Annotated in this window: 7 protein-coding genes; 1 reads left to right on the top strand and 6 read right to left on the bottom strand. The window is 73.5% G+C overall.

The window, feature by feature from the left end; translation table 11 throughout:
- Window positions 1–172: 172 nt before the first annotated feature.
- A complete protein-coding gene (locus ACZ4TV_RS12325) occupies window positions 173–1,642 on the top strand; it encodes an MFS transporter (RefSeq protein ID WP_468133529.1) in 1,470 nt (489 codons plus the stop codon).
- Here ACZ4TV_RS12325 and ACZ4TV_RS12320 read toward each other — a convergent pair whose 3' ends face one another.
- The 6 genes from ACZ4TV_RS12320 to ACZ4TV_RS12295 form a co-directional block, all read right to left on the bottom strand.
- The gene (locus ACZ4TV_RS12320; protein WP_468133527.1) at window positions 1,643–1,927 is read right to left on the bottom strand and encodes a hypothetical protein; all 285 of its coding nucleotides are present in this window, start codon (window positions 1,925–1,927) and stop codon (window positions 1,643–1,645) included. It abuts the gene before it with no gap.
- A 129-nt stretch (window positions 1,928–2,056) separates the two neighbouring features.
- Window positions 2,057–3,625, bottom strand: coding sequence for an alpha/beta hydrolase (locus tag ACZ4TV_RS12315; RefSeq protein WP_468133525.1), 1,569 nt, complete (start codon window positions 3,623–3,625; stop codon window positions 2,057–2,059).
- A gap of 233 nt (window positions 3,626–3,858) precedes the next feature.
- A complete protein-coding gene (locus tag ACZ4TV_RS12310; protein ID WP_468133523.1) occupies window positions 3,859–5,070 on the bottom strand; it encodes a DNA polymerase III subunit delta' in 1,212 nt (403 codons plus the stop codon).
- 93 nt (window positions 5,071–5,163) lie between these two features.
- The gene (tmk, locus tag ACZ4TV_RS12305; RefSeq protein WP_468133521.1) at window positions 5,164–8,427 is read right to left on the bottom strand and encodes a dTMP kinase; all 3,264 of its coding nucleotides are present in this window, start codon (window positions 8,425–8,427) and stop codon (window positions 5,164–5,166) included.
- Between the two features lie 503 nt (window positions 8,428–8,930).
- The gene (topA, locus tag ACZ4TV_RS12300; RefSeq protein ID WP_468133519.1) at window positions 8,931–11,729 is read right to left on the bottom strand and encodes a type I DNA topoisomerase; all 2,799 of its coding nucleotides are present in this window, start codon (window positions 11,727–11,729) and stop codon (window positions 8,931–8,933) included.
- 583 nt (window positions 11,730–12,312) lie between these two features.
- Window positions 12,313–13,839, bottom strand: a complete 1,527-nt coding sequence (locus ACZ4TV_RS12295) for a DUF7059 domain-containing protein (protein ID WP_468133517.1) — start codon at window positions 13,837–13,839, stop codon at window positions 12,313–12,315.
- Between the last annotated feature and the right edge of the window lie 5 nt (window positions 13,840–13,844).

Raw genomic sequence — 13,844 nt, 5'->3', positions numbered from 1 at the left:
CGGGTTGTGCAGGGGTGAGACGCGGGTCACATACTGGGGCAGATGTGCCATATCCGGTACAGCGTTCCACCCTGCGCCCCCCGAAGGGACGGGATGTCCCGTGGCCCGAGCCGTGAACCCCACAGGCCCCGCCGCGGAAAGACCTCCCGCGCCCGGATCCCGGCGCTGGGCCATGCTCGCCGTGCTCTGCTCCAGCCTGCTGCTGGTGGCGATGGACGCCACCATCCTGAACGTGGCGCTCCCCTCGCTCATCGACGACCTGCGGCCCAGCGCCGTGCAGCAGTTGTGGATCATCGACATCTACGGGCTGGTCCTCGGCGGGCTCCTCGTCACCACCGGTGCCGTCAGTGACCGGCTGGGGCGCCGGAAGCTGTTCCTGATCGGCTTCGTGCTCTTCGGCGTGGCCTCCGTGCTGGCCGCCACCGCCGGGAGCTCGACGCAGCTCATCGCCGGGCGCGTGCTCCTCGGCGTCGGCGGGGCCATGGTCATGCCGTCCACGCTCTCGCTCATCCGGAACATCTTCACCGACGCCCACGAGCGGGCCCTCGCCATCGGGATCTGGGCCGCCGTCGCCGGTGCGGGGGCCGCGATCGGGCCGCTCATCGGCGGGCTGCTGGTCGAGCGCTACGGCTGGGCCGCCGCCTTCTGGGTCAACGTGCCCGTGGTGGTCGTGACCGTCGCCGCAGGTCTGTGGCTGCTGCCCGAGTTCAAGGACGCCGGCCAGCACGCCCTCGACGTACTCAGCGCCCTGCTGTCCGTCGCCGGCATCGTCGCCCTCGCCTGGGGCATCAAGCACGTGGCGAAGGGAACCCTCGCGGCGCAGGACGTGTTCATCCTCACGGCCGGGGCCGGGCTGCTCGCCTGGTTCGTCCGCCGGCAGCTGCGGCTGAAGGACCCGCTCCTCGACATACGGCTCTTCCGGAGCCGGCCCTTCACCGCCGCCGCGCTCGTGACCCTCATGGCCATGCTGGCCGCCGGAGCCGCGCTGTTCCTGGTCTCCCTGTGGCTCCAGTACGTCCACGGCTACTCCCCCTTCGAAGCCGGCCTGCGCACGCTCCCCACCGCCCTCGCCATGCTCGCCAGCTCGCTGCTGACGCCGACGCTGATGCACCGGATCGGCGTACGGGCCTGCATGGCCGTCGGCCTGGCCGGGCTGGTGGCCGGATTCATCCTGCTGGCCCTGGCCCCGCAGCCGACCTCGTACGCCTACATCGCCGTCTTTCTGGTCACCCTCGGCTTCAGCGACGGCCTCGCCGTCACCACCGCCGCCTCCGTGCTGGTCTCGGCGGTCCCGGCGGAGCGGGCCGGGCAGGCCGGCGCCGTCTCCGAGACCTCGTACGAGCTCGGGGTCGGCCTCGGTGTCGCCCTCCTCGGTTCCGTCCACGGGGCGGCGTACGCCGGTCACATGGCCGGTACGCCGACCCAGGCGGCCGAGTCGATCGGCGGGGCGAAGGAATACGCCGAAAGCCTGCCGCCCGCCGAGGCCACCGAGGCCGCCGGGCTGCTGGAACGGGCCCGGGACGCCTTCGACAGCGCCCTGACCACGACCTCGTACGTGTCGATCGGCATCGCGGCCCTGGTACTGGTGCTCGTGGTGTGGATGGTGCCCGGCTCCTTCAAGGCCACGGGATCGGGGCACTAGCTACCAGGACAGCCGTGGGTCCTGCACGTGCTCGGGCGAGTGTTCGGGCCAGTGCCCGGGCACGTTCCCGTCCGGGTCGGTGCGGACCAGGACGCCGGGACGCGGGTCATCGCCCCACCACGAAGGCGGCGGCGTATGGATCCGCCGCGTGCCCGGAATCTCCACCTGCACCAGCGCGCCGTCCCGGAACATCCACAGCCCGAAGCAGTCGTCGTCCTCGTCGTGGACCATGGCCTGCACGGACTCCGGCGAGTTCCAGGGCAGCGCCTCCAGGTCCCTCAGCACCCCGGACCGCTGGTTCTACCGCGCCAGCACGATGATCTCCGCCATTCTGCTCATGGGCGCATGTCATCGTGCGCGGCGCACCGCGGGCAAACCGTTCGCGGCGCCGCCGGCCTCAGCACTCCCCCGGCCTCAGCACTTCTTCCCGTCCTCCGGCGCCCTGCCCTCCAGCAGGTAGCGGTTGATCGAGGTGTCGATGCAGTCGCTGCCGCGCCCGTACGCCGTGTGGCCGTCGCCGTCGTAGGTGAGGAGGGTGCCCGATTCGAGCTGGCTCGCCAGCGCCTTGGCCCACTTGTACGGGGTCGCCGGGTCGCGGGTGGTCCCCACGACCACGATCGGCGGGGCGCCCTTCGCGGTCAGCGGCTTCGCCTTGCCCTTGGCCTTCACCGGCCAGTACGTGCAGTTCAGCGAGGCCCAGGCCAGGCCCGCGCCGAAGACCGGGGAAGCCTTCTCGAAGGAGGGCAGGGCGGCTTGGACCGCCTCCGGGCCGCTGAAGGCCGGGGGCTGGTCGAGGCAGTTGACGGCGGCGTTCGCGAACATCAGGTTGGCGTACTCGCCGTCCGCCTCGCGCTCGTAGTAGCTGTCGGCCAGGGTCAGCAGGCTCGCTCCGTCGCCGTCCAGCGCCTCGGCGAGCGCCTCGCGCAGCTGCGGCCAGGCGCTCTCGTCGTACAGCGCCGCGATCACCCCGGTCGTCGCGAGGGACTCGCCCAAGGGGCGGGCCGGGTCCCCGGTGGGCACCGGCTGGGCGTCGACCTTGCGGAAGAACTCCTTCAGGCGCGCCGCCACCTTGTCCGGGCCGCCCGTGCCGAGCGGGCAGTCGGGCTGCTTCGCGCAGTCCTTGGCGAAGGCGGTGAAGGCCGTCTCGAAGCCGGCCGTCTGGTCCCGGTTCAGATCGAGCGCGGGCCGGGCCGGGTCCATCGCGCCGTCCAGGACCAGCCGGCCGACCCGGTCCGGGAAGAGGTCCGCGTAGGTCGCCCCCAGGAAGGTGCCGTACGAGGCCCCGACGTACGTGAGCTTCTTGTCGCCGAGCACGGCGCGCAGCAGATCCAGGTCCCGGGCGGCGTCGACGGTGGAGACGTGCGGCAGTACCCGCTGCGAGCGCGTCCGGCAGCCGGCCGCGAACTCCTTGAAGGCGGCCACCAGCAGCGCCCGCTCGGCCTGGTCGTCCGGCGTCTGGTCCACCTGCGTGTACTTGTCCATGGCCGGGCCGGTCAGGCACTCGACGGGGCTGCTGCGTTCCACCCCGCGCGGGTCGAAGGAGACCATGTCGTACCGGGCCCGGACCGGCGCGGGATAGCCGATGCCCGCGTACGCCTGGAGGTAACCGATGCCGGAGCCGCCCGGGCCGCCCGGGTTGACCACGAGCGAGCCGAGCCGCTTGCCGGGACCGGTGGCCGCGCGGCGCGCCACCGCGATGTCGACGTCCTGGCCGGAGCCGGGGTTCGCGTAGTCCAGCGGGGCCTTCATGGTGGAGCACTGGAATCCGGGGACACCGCACTCCCGCCACGTCAGCTTCTGCTCGTAGTACGGGCGCAGCGCGGCCGCGTCGGGGGACGGCTGCGCCGACGGCGCACCGGACCCTCCGGCGGAGGACGCGGCGGCCCGGGGTCCCCCCGACCCGCCCGAGGTGCACCCGGAGAGCAGCAGCCCCGCGGTTGCGATCACGGTCCCGGTGGTACGCAGCAGGCGACTGGTGTCCATCCTCGGAGCGTACGGCCTGCCGGAGGGGACGAGGAGGCGTCCCTGCACCGGACGGCCGCGCGCCTTCCGTGGCCGGTGCCGGGCCCGGCACCGGCCGAACCCCTCCCCGCCCCGCTGGCCGGTCCGCCCGTACGGGTGAGCCTGTCAATCACGGGTGGACCCGTACGGCCGCCAGAAGGCGGCCTGGAGGCCGTCAAGCGGGCGTCAGGCGGCGTCAGGCGGCCAGAGGGTGTTCAGCCCGCGCGCAGCGACATCGTCATCGCCTCGACCGCGAGGAGCGGCGCCACATTGCGGTCGAGGGCGTCCCGGCAGGCGATGATCGCCTCGATCCGGCGCAGGGTCCGCTCGGGGCCCGAGGCCCGGGCGATCCGGTCGAGGTCGGGCCGTATCTCCTCATTGGCGATGGCCACGGATGAGCCGAGCTGTAGGGCCAGGACGTCCCGGTAGAAGCCGGTGAGGTCGGTCAGCGCCAGGTCGAGGGTGTCGCGCTGGGTACGGGTGCGGCGCCGCTTCTGCCGGTCCTCCAGCTCCTTCATCACGCCCGCCGTGCCACGCGGCATCCGGCTGCCCGTGCCCGCTCCGGCGCCGAGCGCGGCCCGCAGCTCCTCGGTCTCCTTGGTGTCGACCTCCTCGGCGACCTGCTTCGCGTCCTCCGCGGCGGCGTCGACCAGCTCCTGCGCGGCCTTGAGGCAGCCGCCCACGTCGTCGACGCGCAGCGGAAGCTTCAGGACGGCGGCCCGGCGGGCGCGGGCGGACTCGTCCGTGGCGAGCCGGCGGGCCCTGCCGATGTGCCCCTGGGTCGCCCGGGCGACGGCCGCGGCAACGGCGGGCTCGATGCCGTCACGCCGGACCAGCACGTCGGCGACGGCCCCGACGGGCGGTGTGCGCAGGGTCAGGTGCCGGCAACGGGAGCGGATCGTGGGCAGCACGTCCTCCAGCGAGGGCGCGCACAGCAGCCACACCGTCCGCGGAGCGGGCTCCTCCACCGCCTTGAGGAGCACATTCCCGGCGCCCTCGGTGAGCCGGTCGGCGTCCTCCAGGACGATGACCTGCCAGCGGCCGACCGCAGGGGACAGCTGCGCCCGGCGGACCAGATCGCGGGTCTCCTTCACGCCGATCGACAGCAGATCGGTGCGGACGATCTCCACATCGGAGTGCGTGCCGACCACGGTGGTGTGGCAGCCGTCGCAGAAACCGCAGCCCGGCTCACCACCGAGGGCACGGTCCGGGCTGGTGCACTGGAGGGCGGCCGCGAAGGCCCGGGCGGCGGTGGCCCGCCCGGAGCCGGGCGGTCCGGTGAACAGCCAGGCGTGGGTCATCTTCGATGCCGGGGGCGGCGCGGTCCCGTCGGTGACGGCCGTGACCAGCGCATCGGCATCGCGGGCGGCGGCGGCCAGCTGCGTCTGGACCCGCTCCTGTCCAACCAGGTCGTCCCATACGGGCATCCCGCCCACCACCTTTCACTCTCCGTGCACCCATTGTGGCGGGCGCCACTGACAATCCGGTCCCGCTCGGCCGGCTCTCGCGCGACCGCCGGGTCAGCGGCGGCGGCGCGGTCCGCGCCCGCCCTCGTCGCCGTCCTCGTCGTCCCGGTGGCGGCCGAGCAGCTCGTCCGCCAGCGTCGGCAGATCGTCCAGCGGGGTCTCCTCGGCCCAGTCCGAGCGGGCGCGGCGCGGTCGGCCGTCCTCGCCGAGGACGGGGAGCTCCCGCGTCCGGTCGTTGCCGTTGCCGGAGTCCCGGAAGATGCCCGACGGCACCCGGTCGGCCGGGTCCTCCTCGGGGCGCTGGGCCGTCGGCCGCGAGGCGGACCGGGCCCGAGCGGCGCCGCTCCCAGTGCCCCTGCCAGTGCCACTGCCAGTGCCACTGCCAGTGCCACTTCCACTGCCAGTGCCACTTCCACTGCCGTGCGGACCTGCCTGACCGCTGCCCTGCCGCGGCGCGTCCGGGCGTACGGGCGGCAGCACCGCGGTCTCGTCCCCCGGGCGGACCGGCGGCAGCACCGTGGTCTCCGCCGCGGACGCCGGTTCGACCTTCGGCACCGGGACGGTCTGGGTGACGTCGTCCGGCTGGACGACCCGCTTGTCCGACGTGACCATCGGGGTCTCCACCGTCACCGCGTCGTCCGGGTGCGGGTCCTTCGTCATACCGACCTTGGGAGCCGCCACAGCCTCCGCAGCCTCGGCAGCCTGGGCAGCAGCCGCAGCCGCAGCCTTCGCCGCCGCCTCGGCCGACGCGGCCTCCATCAGCCGGCGTGCCTCTTCGGCCTTCAGCAGGGCCTCCTCGGCCCGCCGCTGCTTCTCCAGCCGCCGCGCCTCGGCCTCGGCACGCAGCCGGGCCTCCTCCTCGGCCTGCCGGCGCAGCCGCTCCTGCTCCGCCGCGCGCGCCCTCTCCTCGGCCTCCAGCCGCAGCCGCTCGGCCTCGGCCCGGGCCCGGGCCTCCTCCTCGGCGCGCAGCCGCTCCTCCTGCGCCCTGCGGGCGGCCTCCGCCTCGGCCTTGATCCGCGCTTCCTCGGCCTCGCGGGCCTTACGGGCCTCTTCCTCTGCCCGGAGCCGCTCTTCCTCCGCCTTGCGCGCCGCCTCTTCCTCGGCCTTGCGCCGGGCTTCCTCCTCGGCGAGGCGCCGGGCCTCCGCCTGGGCGGCGACCTCGGCCTCGGAAAGCGGAAGCATCCGGTCCAGGCGGTGCCGTACGACGGTGGTCACCGAGTCCGGGTCCTGGCCCGCGTCGACCACCAGGTAGCGACCGGGGTCGGACGCGGCGAGCGTCAGGAACCCGGCCCGCACCCGCTGGTGGAACTCCGCCGGCTCCGACTCCAGCCGGTCCGGCGCCTCCGTGAACCGCTCCCGCGCCGCCTCCGGCGACACGTCGAGCAGCACGGTCAGGTTCGGGACGAGCCCGTCGGTCGCCCAGCGCGAGATCCGGGCGATCTCCGTCGGGGAGAGGTCGCGGCCGGCGCCCTGGTAGGCCACCGAGGAGTCGATGTAGCGGTCCGAGATGACCACCGCGCCGCGCTCCAGGGCGGGGCGCACCACCGTGTCCACGTGTTCCGCCCGGTCGGCGGCGTACAGCAGGGCCTCGGCGCGGTTCGAGAGTCCGGCCGAGGACACGTCGAGCAGGATCGAGCGGAGCCGCTTGCCGACGGGGGTCGCGCCCGGCTCCCGTGTCACCACGACCTCGTGGCCCTTGCTCCGTATCCAGTCGGCCAGCGCCTCGACCTGGGTGGACTTGCCGGCTCCGTCGCCGCCCTCCAGGGCGATGAAGAAGCCGGTGGCGGACGCCGCCTGTACGGGCTCCCCGCCGCGCAGCGCCTCGCGCAGGTCCCGCCGCAGGGGTACGCCGCCGCGGTCGTCGGCCTTGGTCAGCACCACCACGGCGACCGGCAGCAGCAGGGCGCCGACCAGCATCAGGGTGAAGGCGGCGCCGCCGTGCGCGAAGACGACCTCGCCGCCGGTCAGCCGGTGCGGGCCGATCAGCGCGGCCAGGACCGGAGCGGCGACGGCGCCGAGCGCCACGGCCACCCGTACGGCCGCCTGGAGGTGCTCGGTGACCCTGGCCCGGCGGAACTCCTCGGTCTCCTGGTCCAGCAGCGTGTGGCCGGTGTTGGCCGCGACGCCCGCGGCGGTGCCGGCGAGCAGCGAGAGGAACAGCACGGTCGCGGTGTCCGGGACCAGGCCCGTCAGCAGCAGCGCGAGCCCGGTCACCGCTATGGCGAGGGCCAGCAGCCGGCGCCGGGACAGGGCGGGCAGCACCTTGCCGGCCTGGGTGGCGCGGATGCCGGCGGCGGCGGCGCCGACCAGCGCGAGGACGAAGAGCGCGAAGGCAGCCGGGCCGCCGCCCAGGTCGAAGGCGTGCAGTACGGCCACGGCAACGGCGCAGGACACCGCTCCGGCGACGGCGGCGCAGCTCAGGACCAGGAGCGGGATGGCGCCCGTACGGCCCTTGTCCGGCCGGTCGCCCGCCTTGGGGGCGCGCAGTCCCTCCAGCGGGGAACGGGGACGCGGGGTCGCCGCGGTGGGCAGCACCAGCGGGAGCAGCAGCGAGACCGACGCGGCGAAGAGGCCGGCGGCCACGTACGAGCCGAGGGCGGCCTGGTTCGCGGCGAACCAGTCCACGCCGAGGCCGAGTGCCTTGCCGACCAGCGTCGCGGCGAGCAGCGCGGCCGCAGCGACCGGAAGCGCCGCGAAGGCCGTACGCAGGGACAGGCGCCGCAGCGCGTCCAGGTGATCCGGGAGCGGTCGTACGGTCGCCCCCTCCGGCGGCGGCGCCGGCAGCAGGGCGGGAGCCGCGCTCTCCTTGGCGAGCGTCCACAGCCGCTCCGCGGCGCCGGAGACGAAGACGGTGGCCAGCAACGCGGTGAGCGCGTGGGCCGGAATCCAGTCGAGCCACAACGGGGCGACGACGAAGAGCCCGAGACGCACTCCGTCGGCGCCGATCATCGTCCAGCGGCGGTCCAGCTTGCCGCCCGAGCCGACGAGCCCGGCCAGCGGGCCCAGGAGGACCGCGCCGAAGAGCAGGGTGGCGAGGATCCGGACCCCGAAGACGGCGGCGACGGCGAGGGCCGCGCCGCGGTACCCGCCGCCGAAGGCGCCTTCCGAAGCCGCTGCCTGGAGGGCCAGCAGCACCAGCACCAGCAGGGCGAGGGCGTCGCCGATGCCGCTCACCAGGTGGGCACTCCACAGCCGGCGCAGCCTGGGGGTGCGCAGCAGTGCGCGCACCGCCCGCTCGCGGGAATCCGCGGCTAGGGCTTCGTCGTAGGTGGGGTTCGCCGGGGCGGTCACGACCGTTGGCTGCTCGGCTCGCGTCATCCGCCCAGCCTATCCGCTGCGCTTGGCGGGTGCGGAGGCCTGTGGACAAGCCCGAGTGTGACCCCGGACCCACCGCCCCGGGGCCGGCCCCGGGCCCCCCGCGCCCGGCCCGGACGGGAGCCGAAGGTGCGGCGCCGTTGCGGGGGCGCTGCCCCCGAACCCCCGCGCCTCAAACGCCGGCGAGGCTGAATGAGGTGCGGCGCCCTACGGGGCTCCCCCGAACCCCCGCGCCTCAAACGCCGGCGAGGCTGAATGTGGTGCGGCGCCCTACGGGGGGCTCCCCCGAACCCCCGCGCCCCGAACGCCGGCGAGGCTGAATGAGGTGCGGCGCCCTACGGGGGGCTCCCCCGAACCCCCGCGCCCCGAACGCCGGCGAGGCTGAATGAGGTGCGGCACCCTCACAGCGGCGCCGCCCCGCGCCCCGCGCCTCAAAACGCCGGAGGCTGGATGAGGCGCGGCGGGGCCGGATGGCGTCGGGCGGGGCGGGGCAGGGCGGCTGGAGGTTACTCGTCCGCCGGGGCGGCCGTCGCCTTCTTCGCCGTCGTCTTCTTGGCGGTGGTCTTCTTGGCCGCCGTCGTCTTCTTCGCGGCAGCGGTCTTCGTCGCCGTCGCCTTCTTCGCCGGGGCCTTCTTGGCGGGAGCCTTCTTCGCCACCTTCTTGGCCGGGCCCTTCGCCCGCTTCTCCGCGAGCAGCTCGTAGCCCCGTTCCGGCGTGATCGTCTCGACGTCGTCGTCCCGCCGCAGCGTCGCGTTCGTCTCGCCGTCCGTCACGTACGGCCCGAAGCGGCCGTCCTTGACCACCACCGGCTTCTCGCTCACCGGGTCCGTGCCCAGTTCCTTCAGCGGCGGCTTGGCCGCCGCGCGGCCCCGCTGCTTCGGCTGCGCGTAGATCGCCAGGGCCTCGTCCAGCGTGATCGAGAAGAGCTGGTCCTCGGTCTCCAGCGACCGCGAGTCCGTGCCCTTCTTCAGGTACGGGCCGTAGCGGCCGTTCTGGGCCGTGACCTCCACGCCCTCCGCGTCCACGCCGACCACCCGCGGCAGCGACATCAGCTTCAGCGCGTCGTCGAGTGTGACCGTGTCCAGGGACATCGACTTGAAGAGCGAGGCCGTCCGCGGCTTGACCGCGTTCTTGCCCGTCTTCGGCGTGCCCTCGGGCAGGATCTCCGTCACGTACGGCCCGTAGCGACCGTCCTTGGCGACGATCTCGTTCCCGCTGACCGGGTCCTTGCCGAGCTCGAACTCGCCGCTCGGCTTCGCGAACAGCTCCTCCGCGTACTCGACCGTCAGCTCGTCCGGAGCCATGTCGTCCGGTACGTCGGCCCGCTGGTGGCCCTCCGCGTCCTTCTCGCCCCGCTCCACGTACGGCCCGTAGCGGCCGACCCGCAGCACGATGCCCTCGCCGACCGGGAAGGAGGAGATCTCCCGGGCGTCGATCGCGCCCAGGTCCGTGACCAGCTCCTTCAGACCTCCGAGGGCGTCACCGTCGGCCGGGACGGGCGCCGTGGCGTCCTCCGCGCCGAAGTAGAACCGCTTCAGCCACGGCACGGACTGGGCCTCGCCCCGCGCGATGCGGTCGAGGTCGTCCTCCATCTTCGCGGTGAAGTCGTAGTCGACGAGCCGGCCGAAGTGCTTCTCCAGCAGGTTCACCACGGCGAACGACAGGAAGGACGGCACGAGCGCCGTGCCCTTCTTGAAGACGTACCCGCGGTCGAGGATCGTGCCGATGATCGAGGCGTACGTCGACGGGCGGCCGATCTCGCGCTCTTCGAGCTCCTTGACCAGCGAGGCCTCGGTGTAGCGGGCCGGCGGCTTGGTCGAGTGCCCGTCCGCCGTGATCTCCTCGGCGGCGAGCGCGTCGCCCTCCGCGACCTGGGGCAGCCGCTTCTCGCGGTCGTCGAGCTCGGCGTTCGGGTCGTCCGCGCCCTCGACGTACGCCTTCATGAAGCCGTGGAAGGTGATCGTCTTGCCCGAGGCGGTGAACTCGGCGTCACGCCCGTCCGAGGCGACCCCGCCGATCTTCACGGTGACGCTGTTGCCGACCGCGTCCTTCATCTGGGAGGCGACGGTCCGCTTCCAGATCAGCTCGTACAGGCGGAACTGGTCGCCGGTCAGACCCGTCTCGGCCGGAGTGCGGAAACGATCACCCGAAGGCCGGATCGCCTCGTGCGCCTCCTGCGCGTTCTTGACCTTGGCGGCGTAGACGCGCGGCTTCTCCGGCAGGTAGTCGGCCCCGTAGAGCTGCGTGACCTGCGCCCGGGCCGCCACCACGGCGGTGTCGGACAGCGTGGTGGAGTCCGTACGCATGTAGGTGATGAAGCCGTTCTCGTACAGCTTCTGCGCCACCTGCATCGTCGCCTTCGCACCGAAGCCCAGCTTGCGCGAGGCCTCCTGCTGGAGCGTCGTCGTACGGAAGGGGGCGTACGGGGAACGGCGGTACGGCTTGGACTCGACCGACCGGACGGCGAACGAGGTGTCGGCCAGCGCGGCGGCGAGCGCCCGGGCGTTCGCCTCGTCGAGGTGCAGCACCTCGCTCTTGAGCTGCCCGTTCGAGCCGAAATCGCGGCCCTGGGCGATGCGCTTGCCGTCCACCGTGTTCAGGCGGGCGACCAGGGTCGAGGGGTCGGAGGCGTCACCAGCGCGTCCGGTGGAGAAGGTTCCGGTCAGGTCCCAGTACTCGGCGGAGCGGAAGGCGATGCGCTCGCGCTCCCGCTCGACGACGAGGCGGGTGGCCACCGACTGGACGCGCCCGGCCGACAGCCGCGGCATGACCTTCTTCCACAGGACCGGCGAGACCTCGTAGCCGTAGAGGCGGTCGAGGATGCGGCGGGTCTCCTGGGCGTCGACCATGCGCTGGTTCAGCTCGCGCGGGTTGGCCACGGCGTCCCGGATCGCGTCCTTGGTGATCTCGTGGAAGACCATCCGGTGGACGGGGACCTTGGGCTTGAGGACTTCCTGCAGGTGCCACGCGATGGCTTCGCCCTCGCGGTCCTCATCGGTGGCGAGGAAGAGTTCGTCGGACTCGGCCAGCAGCTCCTTGAGCTTCCTGACCTGGGCCTTCTTGTCGGCGTTGACGACGTAGATCGGCTGGAAGTCGTGCTCGACGTCCACGCCGAGGCGGCGGACCTCGCCGGTGTACTTGTCGGGAACCTCGGCCGCGCCGTTCGGGAGGTCGCGGATGTGCCCGACGCTCGCCTCGACGACGTATCCCGGGCCGAGGTAGCCCTTGATCGTCTTCGCCTTGGCTGGGGACTCGACGATGACGAGTCGGCGGCCGCCCTTTGCGGTCTCGCTAGTCGGGGACAACTTGGCTCTTCTCTCCGGTCGGCACTCGGTCGCGGTACGGCGACGCTGCGGAGTGTGACGGTACAACCCGCCCCCGTGTCAAACGGCAGAAGCCCGCAACGGCCACTCGAACGGTAACCCGACAAGTGCGGTTTCTGCCGCCCGGATGCCGCGCCGGACCCTTCGCGATCACCGGGCCGGGTGCTCCGGAGGCCGTCCGGCCCCGCCCCCACACCCGCTCCGACGTCGGCTTTCGCCGCCGGAATCCCCGCGGCCCGGTCCGCGCGTCCCGCTGTCAGAACCGGATGCGGCAGCACGCTCCGCGAGGCGGCGGCGCCCCGCCGACGAGCGGAACCGGCGGTACGACCACGACGGGGCGCACGCCCTCGGCCACCGGCGCACGGTGTGGAGCGCGCGCTCCCGTCCAGGCCTGCAGAGCGGCCCCGAACAGCGGGAGAACGGCCGCCGCGAAGATCGCCGGACCGTTTTCCACGCTGCCCCCTTACCCCTGGGCCACCCTCGGGATCCCCCCGGATCCCGCTGGGCAGAGACTGCCAGCCCCGGGGATACGGCGGGCGAACCCCGGGTTACATCCCGGTGCCGGCTACGGCGCGCGGGTCGCCACGGGCTCCAGGAAGCCCTGCTCGACCAGCACCCGGATCGCCTCCGGAGTCCGGTCCCGCAGCATGACCGGGTCCTCCTGCACCAGGTGTGCGATCGCGTCGAGGATCCGGCCCGCGCTCAGTGAGCCGTCACACACTCCGGCGAAGCCCGCCCCGACCGTGTCGACCTTGGTGGCACGCCGCATCCCGCGGTTCTGCCGGAGCACGACGTGCTCCGGGTCCTCCGCGCCGGGCGCCCCGACCTGCTCCTGGACCACTTCCTCGGCCAGGACGAAGTGGGCCTCCAGCAGGGCCGCGTCGTCGTGCTCCCGCAGGTAGTCCTGACGGGCGAAGTGGGCCAGCACGGCCTCGCCGAGCGGCTGCTCCACCGTGTGCGGCCACTCCTCGACCACGATCGAGGGCTCGGCCGCGTCCGTCCGGCGCAGGGTGATCCAGCCGAAGCCGACGGACTTGGTCTTGCGGGCCTCGAACTCGTCCAGCCAGTCTTCGTACCGCCGCTCGTACTCGGCCGGGTCGCTCCGGTGGTCGCCCGCGTCGCGCAGCCACAGCTCCGCGTACTGCGTCACGTCCTGCACGTCACGCTGCACGATCCAGGCGTCGCAGCCGCGGGGCACCCAGGCGCGGAGCCGGTCGCGCCAGTCCTCGCCCTCCACGTGCTGCCAGTTGCCGAGGAACTGCGCGTACCCGCCGGGATTGAGCCGCGCGCCGGCCTCCTGGACCAGGGTCCGGCACAGGTCGTCGCCGCCCATGCCGGCGTCCCGGTACGTCAGCCGGGCGCCCGGGGAGATCACGAACGGAGGGTTGGACACGATCAGGTCGTACGTGGCCTCGCCCACCGGCTCGAAGAGCGAACCGGTGAGCAGCTCCGCCTCCGGGGCGCCGGACAGGGCCAGCGTCAAACGGGTGATGTGCAGGGCCCTGGGGTTGACGTCGGTGGCGGTGACCCGGGTGGCGTGCCGGGTCGCGTGCAGCGCCTGGATGCCGGATCCGGTGCCGAGGTCGAGGGCGGAGCCGACGGGGGTGCGGACGGTGATCCCGGCCAGGGTGGTGGAGGCACCGCCGACGCCGAGGACCACGGCCGTGCCCGGCTCACGCCCCCGGCTGCCGATCCCGCCGGCCCCGCCGACCGCGCAGCCGAGGTCGGAGACGATGTACCAGTCCTCGCCGTCCGGGCCGCTGTACGGCCGCACGTCGACGGTGGCGTGCACCTCGTCGCCCTCGCGCGTCAACCAGCCGTCGGCCAGGGCCGCCTCGACGGGCAGCGCGGCCGCGGCGTGCACGTACGGCTCCGGCTGCTGGAGCAGGAACAACCGGACGAGGCTCGCGAGCGGGCCGTCGCCGGCGGCCCGGGTGGCGCGCAGGGCGGGGACGGTCTCGCTGCGGGCCAGCGCGGCGTAGGCGGGGGCGCCGAGCAGGTCGAGCAGTCCGTCGGCGGTGAAACCGGCGTCGAGCAGAGCTTCGCGGAGCTCGGCGGCGCGGTCGGGCGTGGGAAGGCTGGTGTTACTCACGCGTC

The organism is Streptomyces sp. NPDC028910, from assembly GCF_055564955.1.
The sequence above is the reverse complement of the archived record's forward strand: the minus strand, read 5'-3'. Positions and strand labels throughout refer to the sequence as shown.